At 76.1% G+C, this 15,057-nt stretch carries 11 protein-coding genes; 5 read left to right on the forward strand and 6 right to left on the reverse strand.

The annotated features are described in order from the left end of the window. Positions 1-17 precede the first annotated feature (17 nt). The 4 genes from B4U46_RS27735 to cbiE are packed head-to-tail and all read right to left on the reverse strand — an operon-like array spanning position 18 to position 3,313. A complete protein-coding gene (locus B4U46_RS27735) occupies positions 18-533 on the reverse strand; it encodes a hypothetical protein (RefSeq protein ID WP_079430369.1) in 516 nt (171 codons plus the stop codon). Between the two features lie 9 nt (positions 534-542). Beyond that, a complete protein-coding gene (locus B4U46_RS27740) occupies positions 543-1,343 on the reverse strand; it encodes a cobalt-precorrin-6A reductase (RefSeq protein WP_079430370.1) in 801 nt (266 codons plus the stop codon). Further along, entirely contained in the window at positions 1,333-2,082 is a 750-nt protein-coding gene (cobM, locus tag B4U46_RS27745) for a precorrin-4 C(11)-methyltransferase (RefSeq protein WP_079430371.1), read from the reverse strand. The genes B4U46_RS27740 and cobM overlap by 11 nt, the downstream gene beginning before the upstream one ends. 1 nt (position 2,083) lies before the next feature. Further along, positions 2,084-3,313, reverse strand: coding sequence for a precorrin-6y C5,15-methyltransferase (decarboxylating) subunit CbiE (gene cbiE / locus B4U46_RS27750; RefSeq protein WP_079430372.1), 1,230 nt, complete (start codon positions 3,311-3,313; stop codon positions 2,084-2,086). Positions 3,314-3,766: 453 nt separating this feature from the next. Between cbiE and B4U46_RS27755 the strand changes: the two genes are divergently transcribed. After that, the gene (locus B4U46_RS27755; RefSeq protein WP_185117158.1) at positions 3,767-5,251 is read left to right on the forward strand and encodes an NAD(P)/FAD-dependent oxidoreductase; all 1,485 of its coding nucleotides are present in this window, start codon (positions 3,767-3,769) and stop codon (positions 5,249-5,251) included. Positions 5,252-5,279: 28 nt separating this feature from the next. Here B4U46_RS27755 and B4U46_RS27760 read toward each other — a convergent pair whose 3' ends face one another. Further along, on the reverse strand, positions 5,280-6,176 hold the full coding sequence (locus tag B4U46_RS27760) for a trypsin-like serine peptidase (protein WP_079430373.1): 897 nt from the start codon (positions 6,174-6,176) through the stop codon (positions 5,280-5,282). 206 nt (positions 6,177-6,382) lie between these two features. Here B4U46_RS27760 and B4U46_RS27765 point away from each other — a divergent pair, with 206 nt between their 5' ends. Beyond that, positions 6,383-7,429 (forward strand): phosphatidylinositol-specific phospholipase C domain-containing protein, encoded by a 1,047-nt coding sequence (locus B4U46_RS27765; RefSeq protein ID WP_079430374.1) that lies wholly within the window; start codon positions 6,383-6,385, stop codon positions 7,427-7,429. A gap of 69 nt (positions 7,430-7,498) precedes the next feature. Here the strand turns inward: B4U46_RS27765 and B4U46_RS27770 are convergent, their stop codons facing one another. Then, positions 7,499-9,775 (reverse strand): immune inhibitor A domain-containing protein, encoded by a 2,277-nt coding sequence (locus B4U46_RS27770; RefSeq protein ID WP_079430375.1) that lies wholly within the window; start codon positions 9,773-9,775, stop codon positions 7,499-7,501. A 559-nt stretch (positions 9,776-10,334) separates the two neighbouring features. Here B4U46_RS27770 and B4U46_RS27775 point away from each other — a divergent pair. The 3 genes from B4U46_RS27775 to B4U46_RS36750 all read left to right on the forward strand — a co-directional run bounded on the left by B4U46_RS27775 (position 10,335) and on the right by B4U46_RS36750 (position 14,940). Further along, complete coding sequence (locus B4U46_RS27775) at positions 10,335-11,483, forward strand: AMP-binding protein (protein WP_079430376.1); 1,149 nt, start codon at positions 10,335-10,337, stop codon at positions 11,481-11,483. A gap of 116 nt (positions 11,484-11,599) precedes the next feature. Then, complete coding sequence (locus B4U46_RS37565; protein ID WP_079430377.1) at positions 11,600-12,862, forward strand: hypothetical protein; 1,263 nt, start codon at positions 11,600-11,602, stop codon at positions 12,860-12,862. Next, a complete protein-coding gene (locus B4U46_RS36750; protein ID WP_107438327.1) occupies positions 12,859-14,940 on the forward strand; it encodes a caspase family protein in 2,082 nt (693 codons plus the stop codon). The genes B4U46_RS37565 and B4U46_RS36750 overlap by 4 nt, the downstream gene beginning before the upstream one ends. Positions 14,941-15,057: the final 117 nt, after the last annotated feature.

The raw sequence follows: 15,057 nt of genomic DNA on the forward strand, positions 1-15,057 counted from the left end.
CAGGCCGCCGCCCCCGCTCAGCCCGGGCAGCCCGTCAGAGCGTCCGGGCAGCCGTGGACCGTCGCCGGGTCGAGCGTGAGCAGCTGCCACGACACCACCCCGGCCGGCGGCGAGTCCTCCAGGGCGGGGTCGATGTGCGCGTTGAGCGCCGACCCCGCCGGGAGGTTCAGCCGGGTCACCTCCCCGGCGGTGCACGACACGTCGAACGACCGGTCCCCGGAGCCGCCTTCGCGGGACAGCACCAGGGTGACCCGGGAACTCTCCTCGCTGTCACAGGCGATGTCGAAGCGGTACGGGCGCTCCCCGCCGGTCTCCAGGGTCTTCTCCATCCCCGCCTTCAGGAACCCCGTCCCCCGCATGGTCACGCGGGCGCCGGCCGCGACGTCCTTCCCCAGGGTCTCGTCGGCCCGCTGGAGCGCGTCGTCGGGCTCCCAGCCCTGGGGCTCGGGCGCCGCGCCCCCACCGCATCCGGTGACGAGCGCCGACGCGGCGGCGAGGGCCAGGACGAGGGCGAGGGGGTGACGTATCCGCATTCCTCCACCCTAAGGGGCGCGGCCCGCTCCGTCCCCGAGCCAGCGCAGGGCCGCGTCCACCGACTCCGCCCGGGCCGGACCCTCCGGTACCGGCGGACGGCGCACGACCAGCACCGGGATCCCGGCCTCCCGGGCGGCGGTGAGCTTGGGGGCCGTCGCGTCGCCGCCGCTGTCCTTGGTGACCAGGACGTCGATGCGGTGACGGGCCATCAGCTCCCGCTCCTCCTCCAGCCCGAACGGGCCGCGGGCCAGCACGGTCTCCAGGCGGGGCGGCACCGGCCCCTCCGGCGGGTCCACCGAACGCACCAGGAACCAGGTGCCGGTGAGGTGCGCGAAGGCGTGCAGGCCCGTCCGTCCGGTGGTCAGGAAGGCCCGCCCGCCGAGGGACGGCAGCACGGCGGCGGCGCCCGCCAGGTCGTCCGCGAACGTCCAGGCGTCGCCCGGGCCCGGACTCCAGCCCGGCCGCCGCAGCGCCAGCACGGGCACGCCCGTGAGCACCTCCGCCCCGGCCGCGTGGAAGCTCATCCGCTCGGCGAAGGGGTGCGTGGCGTCGACGACGTGCGTGACCCCGTGGGCGGTGATCCAGCGGGCCAGCCCCTCGACCCCGCCGAACCCGCCGATCCGGGTCTCGCCCGGCGGCAGCACCGGCGAGCCGACCCGGCCCGCGAGGGAGTTCGTCACCCGGTACGAGGACGCGTACGCGGGGTCCCGCGCCAGTGCCTCCGCCAGCCGGCGGGCCTCGGTCGTGCCGCCCAGGATCAGGACGTGCCGCGCGGGCTCCCGTACGGTGTGCGGCGGCTCAGCAGACATGCCGGTCGCGCTCGGGGGAGTAGAGGTGGCTGTCGCGGAACTGCTCCGCGCCCAGCGTCCGCCCCACCACGATGACGGCGGTGCGCACCAGTCCCGCCTCCTTCACCTGTCCCGCGATGTCGGCGAGCGTCCCGCGCAGGATCAGCTCGTCGGGGCGGCTGGCCATCGCCACCACCGCCACCGGGCACTCGGCCCCGTAGTGCGGCAGCAGTTCCTCCACGACCCGGTCCACGTAGCGGGTGGCCAGGTGCAGCACCAGCAGGGCGCCGCTGCGGCCGAGCGTGGCCAGGTCCTCGCCGGGCGGCATCGGGGTGGCCTGCTGGGCGATCCGGGTCAGGATCACGGTCTGGCCGACGGTGGGCACGGTCAGCTCCCGCTTGAGGGAGGCCGCCGCCGCCGCGAACGCCGGCACGCCCGGGACGACCTCGTACGGGATGCCCGCCGCGTCCAGGCGCCGCATCTGCTCGGCGACGGCGCTGAAGATGGAGGGGTCGCCCGAGTGCAGCCGCGCCACGTCCAGGCCCGCCTCGTGGGCCCGTACGCACTCGGCGATGATCTCGTCGAGGTTCAGCCGGGAGGTGTCGACCAGCCGGGCCCCCTCGGGGCACTCCTCCAGGAGCTCGCGCGGGACCAGGCTGCCGGCGTAGAGGCAGACCGGGGCGGCGGCGAGGGTGCGGGCGCCGCGTACGGTGATGAGGTCGGCGGCGCCGGGGCCCGCGCCGATGAAGTACACGGTCATGTCATTCTCCTTGGTGCTTCGGCTTCGTCACGGACCACTGGGTGACGGGCATCGCCTGTCGCCAGCCGGTGAAGCCGCCGACCGGCACGGCGTGCGCGACGGACAGCTTCACCAGTTCGCCGCCGAGGCGCCGGTGCTGCCCGGCGAGGACCGCCTCCGACTCCAGCGTCACCGTGTTGACGACCAGCCGGCCGCCGGGCGCGAGCGCCGCCCAGGCGGCGTCGAGCAGGCCCGGCGCGGTGAGCCCGCCGCCGATGAACACGGCGTCGGGGGCGGGCAGTCCCTCCAGGGCCGCCGGGGCCGCGCCGACGACCACGCGCAGGCCCGGGACGCCGAGGGCCGCCGCGTTGCGGGTGATGCGCCCGGCCCGCTCCGGGACGCGTTCGACGGCCACGGCGCGGCAGGAGGGGTGCGTGCGCATCCACTCGATGCCGATCGAGCCGGAGCCGCCGCCGATGTCCCACAGCAGTTCGCCGGGGGCGGGGGCCAGCGCGCAGAGGGTCGCGGCACGGACGTGGCGCTTGGTGAGCTGCCCGTCGTGCTCGTACGCGGCGTCGGGCAGGCCGGGGGTGGCGCCGAGCCGGGGGACCGCCGCGCCGGGATCCCGGCGGCACTCCACGGCGACCACGTTGAGGGGATCGCCGGGCCCGTGCTCCCAGGTGTCCGCGGTGCCCCCGTACACGTCCTCGCGCTCGGAGCCGAGCTGTTCCAGGACCCGCATCCGGCTGGGGCCGAAGCCCCGCTCCCGCAGGAGGGCGGCGATCTCGCCCGGGGTGGCCGCTCCGGCGCTGAGCACCAGCAGCCGCCGCCCCTCGTGCAGTGCGGCCGCCACCCGGGCCACGGGCCGGCCGACGACGGTCACGACCTCGGTGTCCTCCACCGGCCAGCCCAGGCGGGCGCAGGCGTAGGAGACGGAGGAGGGGTGCGGGTGGACGCGGAGCGCGTCGGGGCCCAGCTCCTCGCAGAGCGCGCGGCCGATCCCGTAGAACATCGGGTCCCCGCTTGCCAGTACCGCGATCCGGCGCCCGGCGTGCTCGGCCATCAGCTTCGGCACGGCGGGCCGCAGCGGGCTCGGCCACGCCACCCGCAGCCCGGCGCACTCGCCGGCCGGGAGGAGGTCCAGCTGCCGGGGCCCGCCGATCAGCACCTCGGCGCCGGCCAGCGCGCCCCGGGCGGTGTCGGTGAGCCCGGCCCAGCCGTCGGCGCCGAGACCGACGACGGCCACGGCCATGGGGGGTGCTGCGGAGCTCACTGCGGTACCTCGGCAGGGGGAGAGGGCGAATGCGCGGGACGGACCCGCAGCTTACTGGGGCGCGGCCACGGCCCCCCTGCCAGGGTGACCAGCACCGACGCCCCCGCCGCCCCACGGACGCGACCACCGCGAAGGCACGCCCTGCCACCGCCCGTGAGGGTCCCTCGCGCAGCCGGCCCCGCCCGCCGCGGCGGCATGCCGCACCACCGCCTGGGCGGGCCCCTCGCGCCGTCGCCCCGTCGGCCGTCGGCACGCCCTGCCACCGCCCGTGAGGGTCCCTCGCGCAGCCGGCCCCGCCCGCCGCGGCGGCATGCCCCGCCGAACGCCCCTGCGGGTGCTGCGCACCGGCATGCCCCCGTCCGCCCCCGGCACGCCCCCGTCCGCCCCGGGCGGAACCTGCCCCGGGTACCCGCGCCGCCCCACACTCGGAAGATGGACGACACTCCGGACAACCACCCAGCAGGCTCGGACGACGCCCACGTACGCCCCCGCGCGGCCGGCCCGGCCCGCGGCCCCGACCACCCCCAGGACGACGGAGACGACGGCGGCGGCCACGCCGTGGTCCTCGGGGCCGGGCTCGCCGGGCTGCTGACGGCGCGGGTCCTCGCGGAGCACTTCGCCCGCGTGACCGTCCTCGAACGGGACGAACTCCCCGAGCACGGCCCCGCGTTCCGCCCCGGCGTGCCGCAGTCCCGGCACGCGCACGTCCTGTGGTCGCGCGGCATCGAGGCCATGGAGCGGCTGCTCCCCGGGATCACGGCCGAGCTGACCGGCGCCGGCGCCGCACTCCTCGAATCCCCGCGCGACTTCCTCTGGCTCAGCCCGGCCGACTGGTTCCAGCCCGTCCCCGGAGCCAGGATGCTGGTCGGCAGCCGCGAGCTGCTCGACTGGACGCTGTGCCGGGCCGTGCGCCGGGACCGCCGCATCGAGGTGCTGGGCGGCCGGCTCGTGACCGGGCTCGTCGCCGGCCCGGACGGCCGCTCCGTCACCGGCGTCACCCTGCGCGACCGCGCCCCGCTGGCCGCCCGCCTGGTGGTCGACGCCACCGGCCGCACCTCCCGGACCCCCGCCTGGCTCGCCGCCCTCGGCCACCCGGCCCCCGAGGTCACCCGGTACGACTCCCACCTCGGCTACTCCAGCCGCCTCTACGCCCTCCCCGAAGCTCCGGCCGCCGGGCCGGCGGCCCGGCGCTGGCGCGGGATGTACGTCCAGGGCCGCACCGACCTCCCGCGCGGCGGAGTGCTCGTCCCGCTGGAGGACGGCCGCTGGCTGGCCACCCTCGTCGGCAACGGCGAGCACGCCCCGCCGACGAAGGACCCCGAGTTCCTGGAGTTCACCCGCACCCTGCGCAGCCCCGCCCTCTACGAGGCCGTCCGCGACGCCGAACCGCTCACCGAACCCGCCGGCTTCCGCGCCACCGCCAACGAGTGGCGCCACTACGAGCGGCTGGACCGCTGGCCCGACGGCCTCCTCGTCATCGGTGACGCCGCCTGCCGCTTCAACCCCGTGTACGGGCACGGCATGACCGTGGCCGCCACCGCCGCGCACGCCCTCGGCGAGGCCCTGGCCGGCCTGCCGGCCCGGCGGATCCCCGCCGAGTGCCCCACCCTCCAGCGGCGTACGGCGGCGGCCTCCGCGGTTGCCTGGCAGATCGCCACCAGCGAGGACCTCCGCTACCCCTGGACCGAGGGCCCGCCGCCCGACCGCGCGACCCGGGTCCTCCAGCGCTACATGTCCCGCGTCATGGCCGGCGCGAACTCCGACCCGGCCATCTCGGCCCCCTTCTTCGGCGTCCTGTCCCTGTCCGCCCCGCCGAACACCCTCCTCGCCCCCGGCACGATGCTGCGCGTCCTGTCGAAGTGGCGCCTGCCCACCGCCCCCGACGCCCCGCCCTACCCGCCGCACCACACCCGGTAGCAGGGCAGGGCCGGCGGCCGCGCGGTCCTCAGTCGCGCACGGCCCGCTCGTACAGGGCCCGTATGTCGTCCCCGAAGTAGCTGCTGAACGAGGTGGTCTCGTCCCCGCCCCCGTCCCGCCCGCCGATGACCCCGATCAGAGCGTTCCCGGCGCTGAGGACGGGACCGCCGCTGGTGCCGTTGGGGACGTCCGCGCAGTCGAACCGCAGCTGCGCGGGCCCGTCGGCCACGGCAGTGTTCGCGCAGCCCAGCGGCCGCTCGGTGTCGTTCGGGTACCCCACCAGCCGGGCCGGCACCGGCAGTTGCTGGCCGAAGCGGACGGGGTGCGCCCCCGTGACGTCCTCCAGCCGCTGCCCCGGGTGCCCGGCGCGGCGCACCCGTATGAAGGCCACGTCGACGTCCGGGTCGGAGTCGCGCACCCACCGCGGGTCCACGTCGATCCGCGTGGGCACCCACACCCCGTAGGGCGCCTTGCCCTCCTCGTACCCGGGCACGAAGGCCAGGTTGTTGCGGAACCCGCCCGCGTACACGCAGTGCGCCGCGGTGACGACGAGGTCCCCGGCGGCGGAGTGCACCACGCTCCCCGAGCAGTGGTGGTCGTCGTCCCAGTCCAGGCCGGGCGAGAACAGCGCTCCGACGGCGGGCTCGGCCGGCACCTCCCGGGCCTCCAGCGGCTCGGACGCCTTCCAGTCGCCGTCCGCGAAGCCCCGTACCGGCGGCTGGGCCTCCGGGGCCCCCTCGGTCAGCTTCTCCAGCGCCGCGGCGGCGGACTCGTCGGCGAGCGCGGCGTCCTGCACGTACCGCCCCTGCTCACCGTCCCCGCGGGCGACGGTCCCCATCCGGCCCATGCCGAAGGCCACCCCGGCGGCCACCAGGGCGCAGCACACGCCCGCCAGCACGCAGACCCGTACGGCCCTGCCCGTCATCGCGCCACTCCCGCCGCCGAGGATCACCCGTCAACACCCCGGAACGGCCGGCCGCCCCCAGGGGTTCCCGGCCGGAATGTGCCCCTCCTCACAACCCTCCTCACGGCCCGTCCCCGGCCCGCCATCCCCAGTCCTTCCCCTCTTCACCCAACTCCCCTACGCTCCAGGCGCCTTACCACTCGGTAACCCAGGGGAGCCGCACACCCATGTCCATCCGCACCCGCCTGCGCGCGGCAGCCGCACTGCTGACCGCTGCCCTCGCGACCGTCGCCGTATCCGCCACCCCGGCAGCCTCCGCCCCCACGGGCGCCTCCGCGACCGGCGACCTCCGGTACTCCGCGTCCACCGGCGTGGGAGTCCACAACGCCTACGAGAAGGCCAAGTACCCCTACCTCGCGGACGCCCTGGACTCGGGCGCGGCCATGCTGGAGCTGGACGTCTGGACCAACTTCTTCGGCAGCTCCTGGCGCGTCTCCCACGACAACCCCTTCGGCAACGACAACAACTGCGAGAACGCCGCCACCCCCGCCCAGCTGCGCACGAAGTCCCGCGACCAGAACCTTGCGGGCTGCCTCTCCGACATCCGCAGCTGGCACGACGCCCACCCCGGCCACCGCCCGGTCGTCCTCAAGCTGGAGCTCAAGGACGGTTTCGCCGCGAACCTGGGCCGGGGCCCGGCCGCGCTCGACTCCCTCCTCACCTCGAAGCTGGGCGACGCCCTCTACACCCCCGGCCGGCTGGCCGCCGGCTACCCCGACCTGGATACGGCGGCCCGCGCCGACGCCTGGCCGACCCGGGTGCAGATGGCGGGCAAGTTCCTGGTCGAGCTGATCCCGGGCACCCTGGAGGAGGGCAACAGCGCGGACAGGCTCTGGACGGACCGCGAGTACGCCGAGTACCTGCGCGACCACCTCTCCACGGCCGCCGCCTTCCCGGCGGTCCACCGCGCCGAGGCGGGCGACCCCCGGAGCCGCTACGCGGACCCGGCCCTGCGCCCCTGGTTCGTCGTCTTCGACGGCGACGCGTCCGCCTACGCCTCGGGCACGATCGACACCGCCTGGTACGACCGCAACCACTACCTCCTGATCGCCACGGACGCCCAGAACGTCTCCCCGGCGATCGACGCGGTCCACCCCACGGAGGCCCAGGCCCGCGACCGGGTGGCGCTGATGGCGGGCCACCACGCCTCGATCACCTCCGCGGACTGGTACCCCCTGCCCTCGGTCCTCGCCACGGTCCTGCCCCGCGGCTGACCCGCACAGCGGAAGACGAGCGCCCCGCCGGGCGGTCCCGGCGGGGCGCTCGCGCGTGCGCGCCCGGGGTCAGGGGGCGGACGGGGAGAGCTGGAGGGTGGTGGTCGTGGCGGATTCGCGCAGGACCTGGAGGCGGGTGCCGGTGTCCGGGACCTTGACGCCCACCTGGGGCAGGTCCGCGTTCCAGTAGGAGGTGCGGTGGTCGTCGAAGACGGCGACGCCCGGGCGGGAGGGGACGGTCAGGGTGCTGCCGGTCTTGTGGAAGGTGACGCGGTCGGCGGGGCGGGTGGAGAAGGTCGCGTCGAAGGTCTGGGCCCGGGCGTTGGCCAAGGTTCCGTCGGGGTAGCGGAGGGCGTCCGGGCGGGCGTCGACCGGGAGGATCAGGCCCGAACCCGGATGCGCCTTCGTGGTGTTGTCGCTGTAGGCGGTGTCCCAGAGCCAGAGCAGCACGCCCTGCTGGTAGGGGTAGAACTCGACCCGGTTGTCCGTGGAGGTGAAGTTGTACGGACCGGTGCGCAGGTAGGAGCCGTAGCCCGTGTAGCGGCGGTTCTCCGCGAAGTAGGCGCGCGGGTGGGACTCCGTGCCCGTGCGGCCCTCGGTGCGGGACCACTTGCGGGCCGTCCAGTCGCCGGTTCCGTTCTCGGCACCGTCGGTGAAGAGGGTGCGGCCGTCGGCGTCCGAGGTGATGCGCAGGTCGTCGAAGGTGACGCCGCGGCCGTGGGTGTTGCCGTCCGAGGTGGCGTGGAAGCGGATCCGGGTGGTGGCGGCCGGGAGCGGGACCTTGAGTTCGGTCCAGCCGGCCGAGGAGCCGGAGACCCCCTTCGCGGGGATGGCCGTCCCGTTCACCGTGCCGGGCAGCGGGGTCCAGGTGGCGCCGTCGTCGGAGGAGCCTTCGACCGTGAGGAAGTCGAAGTCCTGCTCCGTGTCGTACCAGAGGCGGGCTCCGAGGGTCGCCGGCCCGGCGGAGAGGCCGACGGTGCGGGTGAGGGTGTTGTCCATGAAGTCACCGGTGCCGCTCCACCACTGGCTCGCGCCCTCGTACGGGTCGGTGAGCTCGGTGCGGGTGGTGGAGGGCGGGAGGTGGACCAGGAGGGCCTGGGGGTCCTGGGTGTTGTAGCCCGAGACGCCCAGGGTGGCGCGGGTCCTGCGGCCCGCGTCGGCCTCCGTGTAGTCCAGCCAGCCCAGCTGGAGCTTGCTCCACGGGTCCAGGTCGCCGGGGAACTGCCCCGTGGTGTTGGGGCCCTTGCCCAGGTAGGAGGCCGAGGACATCAGGGACCAGAAGTTGACGGCGTTGTCCCCGTCCGAGCTGTACAGGTCGGGCAGGCCCAGGTCGTGGCCGAACTCGTGGGAGAAGAGGCCCGCGCCGCTGTTCTCGCCGCCGGTGAGGTAGTCGCCGGCCCAGATGCCGGAGTCGCCGACCGGGGTGCCGCCCGCCTTGTTGCCGGCCGGGCCCGCGGTGCCGGCCTGGTCCCAGTAGGCGAACCAGCGGTGGGCCCAGATGGCGTCCTTGCCCTGGTCGCCGCCGCCCCAGGTCTGGTCCTTGCCCGCGTGGACGATCACCAGGTGGTCGAGGTAGCCGTCGGGCTCGTTGAAGTTGCCGTCGTGGTCGGCGTCGTAGCGGTCCCACACGTCGTACGGGGCGAGCTCGGCCTTGATCTCCTCCGGCGTACGGCCCTTGGCGAGTTCGGAGTCGTACCAGGCCTTGGTGGCGTCGCGCACCAGGTCCCAGTTGGTGCGGCACTGGCCGGACTCGGTGCACTTGTCCGTGCCGTAACGGGCCTCGTTGTAGGGGAGCTTGACCCAGTCGGTGATCGTGCCGTCGAGGTCGTAGCGGCCGGAGGACTGGAGGTTGTAGTAGGCCCGCATCGAGGCCGCGCCCGGGTCGGCGGAGAAGAACTGCTGCCGGTAGAAGTCCCGGTCGAAGTCCTTGCGCCAGAGGGTGTGGTTGTCGTCCTTGGGCGGCTTGGCGATGGTGTTGTGCACGGGGCCGGGGGTGCCGCCGAAGCGGGGGTCCGTCTCGTCGCCGAACTCGGCGAGGATGACGAACACCTTGTCCTTGCGCTCCTGCGAGAGCTCGACGTACTGGTCGCCGATCCTGGCGGTACGGGGGGCCGGGCCGGCCCGGCGCGATCCGCCTGCGCCGCCGCTCGCCGCGACGCCCTCCATGGCCTGGCGGCGCAGGGCCTGGCGCTGGAGTTCGAGGGGCGCGGGCGGCGGGGCGGCCTCCTGTCCGGCCTGCGGGGCGGCGGGGGCCGGCGGGGGCGGGGCGGCCGCCTGGGCGGGGGTGGCGAGGAAGGCGAGAGCGGTGAGTGATATCGCCGCTCCCGCCGCGGCAAGTCTGCGCAACGGGGGTGACCTTTCCGGGAGTTGGGGCGCAGGTAATATTTCACATGTCACAGGTGACGGCTAGAGGGCGTGAGGCGAGGGGCCGGGGCCCGTGGGGCGCCGCGCGGGGCGAGGTCCCCTGCCCGCCCTTCCTCCGTGCCCAGGGGCTCCACCCCTGCCCCCAAAATCCGGCGCCGCCGGCGTTCGAGGCGCTGGGGGTCTGGGGGTGGAGCCCGGGAACGGGGTCCGGGGGAGAAACGGCGAAAGGGCGGGACCGGGAGACGGCTCCGCGCAGCGGTACGCCCGCGCGGGAGCCCGGCGGTGCCGTTTCCCCGGGGGCGCGGCCTCGTTGAGGCGAGCGGAGGCCGCAGCCGGTGCGGCCCGACGCAGCCGACCGCACAGGGGGCCCGCGCATGCTCAGCCAACGCCACCGCGACCGCCGGAGGCGGCCCCACGCCCCGTACGGGCCGGACCGGGACGGCCTCGGCGCCGGCCGTGACCGTGAACGCCGTCGATATCCGGCCCGGGACCCTCTCGGTGTCCGCCCCGGCCGGCCCTGCGACGCCCCGCCGGAGGCGTCGTGAGCGGCCCGGACGGCCGGGAGGGCCCGGAGGGCGTGGCCCCGCTCCCCGCGCAGGGGTACGCGACCCTCACCTTCGAGGCGCCGGCGGAGCGCCCCGGCATCGGGGCCGCCGCCCCCGACCGCACGCCCCCCGGCGGCTGGCACCTGCCCTGGGACCGGCTCGGCACCGCCGAAGCCGCTCGCGTGCTCGGGCAACTCCGCGCAGGGCAGTACGAGTTCCACACCTCGGGCGTCACCGGTGAGCCCGTCCGACGGGTCCTGTCCGGCGAACTGCTCGCGGCCGACGCCGCGCACGCCGCCCGCCTGCTGGCCCCGTACGCCCCCGGGGCCGTCGTCAGCTTCGTCCCGCCCCGGCACGCCTTCGGGGCCTCCGCCACGATGATGCTGCCCGCCCTCACCGGGCTGCCGGTGTGGTTCTGGCCCGCCGACGACTGCCCGCCCCCGCCCGTCGCCGCCCGGCGGATCGCCGTCGTCGCCATCCCGCGGACCTTCCGGGCCCTGGCCCGCCACCCGCGCTGGACGGCCTCCTTCGAACACCTCGTCCTCCTCCACGGCTCCGCCGAACTCCCGCCCGAGGCACGCCGGTTCCGGGACGACCCACGCATCGACCTGATCGAGCTGCTGGGCTCCACCGAGACCGGTGCCGTCGCGCACCGCAGCGGCTGGGACCCGCAGGGGGCGTGGACCCTCCTGGACGACGTCGCCTTCGCCGCCCCGGCCGTCGGCGCAGAGGGCCCGCTCACCGTCACCGGCCCCCGCCTCGCGGCCCTCCCCGACGGAGGCCGCCCAGCGCACCACGAGATGGACGACCTCGTGCACCGCCTCGGCGACCGGCTCTTCCTGCGCCGCGGCCGCCGCGCCCACCTGCTCAAGGCCAACGGGATCCGGCACGACCTGGGCGCCATCGCCGCCCGGCTGGCCGCCGCACTCCCCGGGGCGGACGTGGCCTGCGTGCGCACCCCCGGACCGCGGGGCGGCGAGGCGTACGACATCCTCGTCGCCGGGGGAGGCCCCCTGACCGCGGAGGGCGTACGCGCCGCCGCCCGCGGCCTCGGCGCCGAACCCCGACGGGTCCACCTCGTCGACCACATCCCGCGCGGCCCCCTCGGCAAACCGCTGGCCGTCCCCCCACAACCCCCCGCATGACCCTCCCCGCACCATCCGCGGCCTGAACTCCGCGTTCGCCACCCCCCGTTCGCCGCACGGCGCTATCGTGCCGGGCGGGGGCAGACGCGCCGGCAGACGAGGGGGCGGTAAAGGCGATGCGGTTTCTGTTCGTTCACGGCACGGGCGTACGGCGCGACCGGCACGACACCCTCTTCGCGCTGGTGCGCGAGCGGCTCACCGGCCGCTTCCCCGGCGCGGCCGTCGACTCCTGCTTCTGGGGCGAGCGCTTCGGAGCCGCCCTCGGCTCCGGCGGCCGCTCCGTCCCCGGACTGCGCGCCGCCGCAGCCGGCGGCGCGGACGCGGCCGACACCGAGACCGCCGAGTGGGGGCTGCTGCTCGCCGACCCCCTGTGCGAGCTCCGGGTGCTGGCGGAGGCCGGCTGGGACGCCGGCGGGCCCGGGGCCGACGCCGGGGACGACCCCTTCGCCATGCCCGGCGTCCAGCCCGCCGGAACCCGCGTCCTGGACCTGCTGCACCGCTTCGCCGAAGCCCCCTACGGCCCGCGCGGCGAAGGCAGCGAGCTCCGCGCCCTGCTGGACGGCACCGGCCTCGCCCCCGGGTTCCGCCCCGCGCTGCGGGCCGCCGCCGGCTCCGCCGAGGCCGCCCGCGCCGGGGCCCGTGCCACCGCCGAGCCGCAGGCCCGCGAGCTGGCCACCGCCCTCGCCCGGTCCGTCACCGCCGGAGCCCTCGCCACCGCCGGGACCGACGCCGACTGCACCGCCGCCGAACGCGACCGGCTCGTCGAACTGCTGACCGCCCGCCTCGGCGGCGGCGCCCGGGTCCCCGGCGCCCGCGCGGCCGCCTTCCTCGGCCGGCTCGCCCTGCGCGTCTCCACCCAGCCGCTGCTCAACGCCTGGCGCGGCTCCCTCACGGCCGGCGCCACCCCCGCCCTCGGCGACATCCTGCGCTACCAGGCCCGCGGCACCGAACTGCGCTCGTTCCTGCACGCCAGGATCACCGCCGAACCGGGCCCGACCGTACTCATCGGCCACAGCCTCGGCGGCATCGCCCTGGTCGACCTGCTCGCCCTGGAGGCCGCCACCGGCGGGCCCGTGCCCGGCGCCGAACTGCTGGTCACCGTGGGCTCGCAGGCCCCGTACCTGTACGAACTCGGCGCCCTCACCGCCCTCCCGCCCGGCAGCGCCCTCCCGTACGGCTTCCCGCGCTGGCTCAACGTGTACGACCGCCAGGACGTCCTCTCCTACGTCGCCGGACCCGTCTTCCCCGGCGACCCCCGCGTCACCGACCACGAGATCCGCAGCCGCCAGCCGTTCCCGGCCTCCCACAGCGCCTACTGGAAACAGCGGTCCCTCTACGAGCGCATCGAACGGGCGGTGGCCGAAGCGGGCATCGGGTGACCCACCCCGGACTCCGGCCGGACACGGACCTCGAACTCCCGTCCGGCCCACCGTACTTGCCCGCCGCCCTGGCGCCCCGGCGCACCTTCGCCCTCGTCGCAGGGGTCGAGCGGTACGGGATCAGCCACCACTGGAACCTGCGCGGACCCGCCCGCGACGCCCTGCGCTTCGCCCGCTGGCTCACCGGCCCCGGCCAGGTTCCGGCGGCGAACGTACGGCTGCTGCTCTCCCCGCTCGACGACCCCGGCCGGCTCGACTGGACGGCCTCCCCGGGCCTGGCCGAGCTGAGGACGGCGTACCGGCCCGCCACCGAGGCGAACGTCAAGTCGGCCCTGCTCGAAGAACTCCCGCAGTGCGACGGCGACCTGCTGTGGATCTTCTGGGCCGGCCACGGCTACCTCGGACGCGACGGGGAGCTGATGCTGCCCTGCGCCGACGCCGGACCCGGCCAGATCCGCCACCTCAACCTCGACTCCGCGCTGCGCTGGTGGAAGACCGACCTGGTCAAGCACCGCCGGTTCCCGCTCCAGGCCGCGCTGGTGGACGCCTGCCGGGTCGACGCGCCCCGCGACAGCCGGTGGAACTTCGGCAGCACCGACTACGGCGGCGGCGCGACCGTCCCCGGCCGGCGGCAGTTCCGCCTCTACGCCTCCCGCGAGGGCGAAGCCGCGCAGAACGACGCCGAACGCGGCGCCGGCCGGTTCACCGAGGCCCTCCTCGCGGAACTCGGCGACCGGTCCGTGCGCGAGGGCGTCACCGGCCTCCCGGAAGCCGCCCGCCGCATCCACCGCACCTTCCAGGAACTGCGCGAACGCGGCGAAGGCTGGCAGCTGCCCCAGTTCCTCGTCGACCGGGACTGGGACGCCGGCTCCTTCCTCGACGACGGCCTCTACGGCCCCGCCCTGCCGCGGGCCGCCCGCCTCGACCAGGCAGGCTGGGACGGACTCGGCGAGCTGTTCGAGGGCCGCGCCCTGCCGCGCTGCGCCTACGAGGCCTACGCGTGGGCGTTCAAGGAAGCAGGCTGCGCCGCCCCCGTCCACCACGGGCTGCCCGCCGACAGCCTCCTCGACGTGGCCGCCGACCTCGACGAACGGCAGGGCGGCCGCGGCGGCATGCCCCTGGCCGTGCCCTTCGTCCACTACCTCGCCGACCGGGCCGCCCGTCCCGCCGGCGCCGCGGGCGGCCTCGGCGACCCGGTCTGGGCCGCCCGGCTCGCCCTGTGGGTCCGCGCCGCCCGCCGGCGCCTCTCCCTGCCCGTGCTGCGTCCGCCGCCCGGCCCCGCCCGGCAGGCCGTGCTGCACGTCCGGCTGGAGTCCCCGCCGGGCGGCGAGGACGGCCTGCTCGCCCGGATGTGGCTGCGCGGCGAACACACCCGCCACATATGGGAGTCGGAGGGCAGCCCGGTGCCGGCGGCCGTCGTGCGCGCCGAACTGCTGCGCCAGCTCGCCCTGTTCGGCGCCGAGCCGAAGGAGGCTGACGGCACCGGACAGGCCTCGGAGGGCATCGGGCGGATCGAGTTCCACGTGCCGTACGAGATGCTGGAGACGGCTTTCGACCAGTGGCCCGTCCCCCGCGGACCCGGCGGCCGCACCCGCCCCCTCGGCATGCTCTACGAGGTGGTGGTGCGCTGTCCGCAGGAACGGGAGGACACCCGCACCGAATGGCGGGCCAAATGGCGCTGGATGCACGCCCAGGGAGGCCGCCACCCGGACACCGTACGGGTGGTGGAGGACCCGGAGGTCACCGACGCCCTCGGGGTGCAGCTGGGCGCCCGCACCGCGCCCGCCTGCGTCCTCGGGCACGCCTCGGCGGCCCGGACGGAGGCCCTGCTGGAGGCGGTCCTCGAAGGGGGCGTCCCGGCCGCCGTCTGGCAGCGCGGCGGCGGCGCGCCCGCCGGGGGCCTGCCCGCCCGCCTCTCCCCGGAGGCCCTGCCCGGCGCACCGGCGGTGCTCGGCCTGCCCGCCCGCGTGCGCGAAGCGCGCCGGGCGGCCGCCGGGGGAGCGGCCGAAGGGGCAGACCGGCTGGTGCTGTTGTGGGACGATCCCGACGACACGATCGACCTCCGCTCCCTGCTGTGACCCCGTATCCGAGCGAAGCACCCGAAGCACTCGAAGCACTCGAAGCACCCGAAGCACCCGAAGTATCCGGACCACACGCACGATCCGAACGGCCCGACCGACCGCACGACTTCACGA

It is taken from the genome of Streptomyces katrae (assembly GCF_002028425.1).
GTDB lineage: Bacteria > Actinomycetota > Actinomycetes > Streptomycetales > Streptomycetaceae > Streptomyces > Streptomyces katrae_A.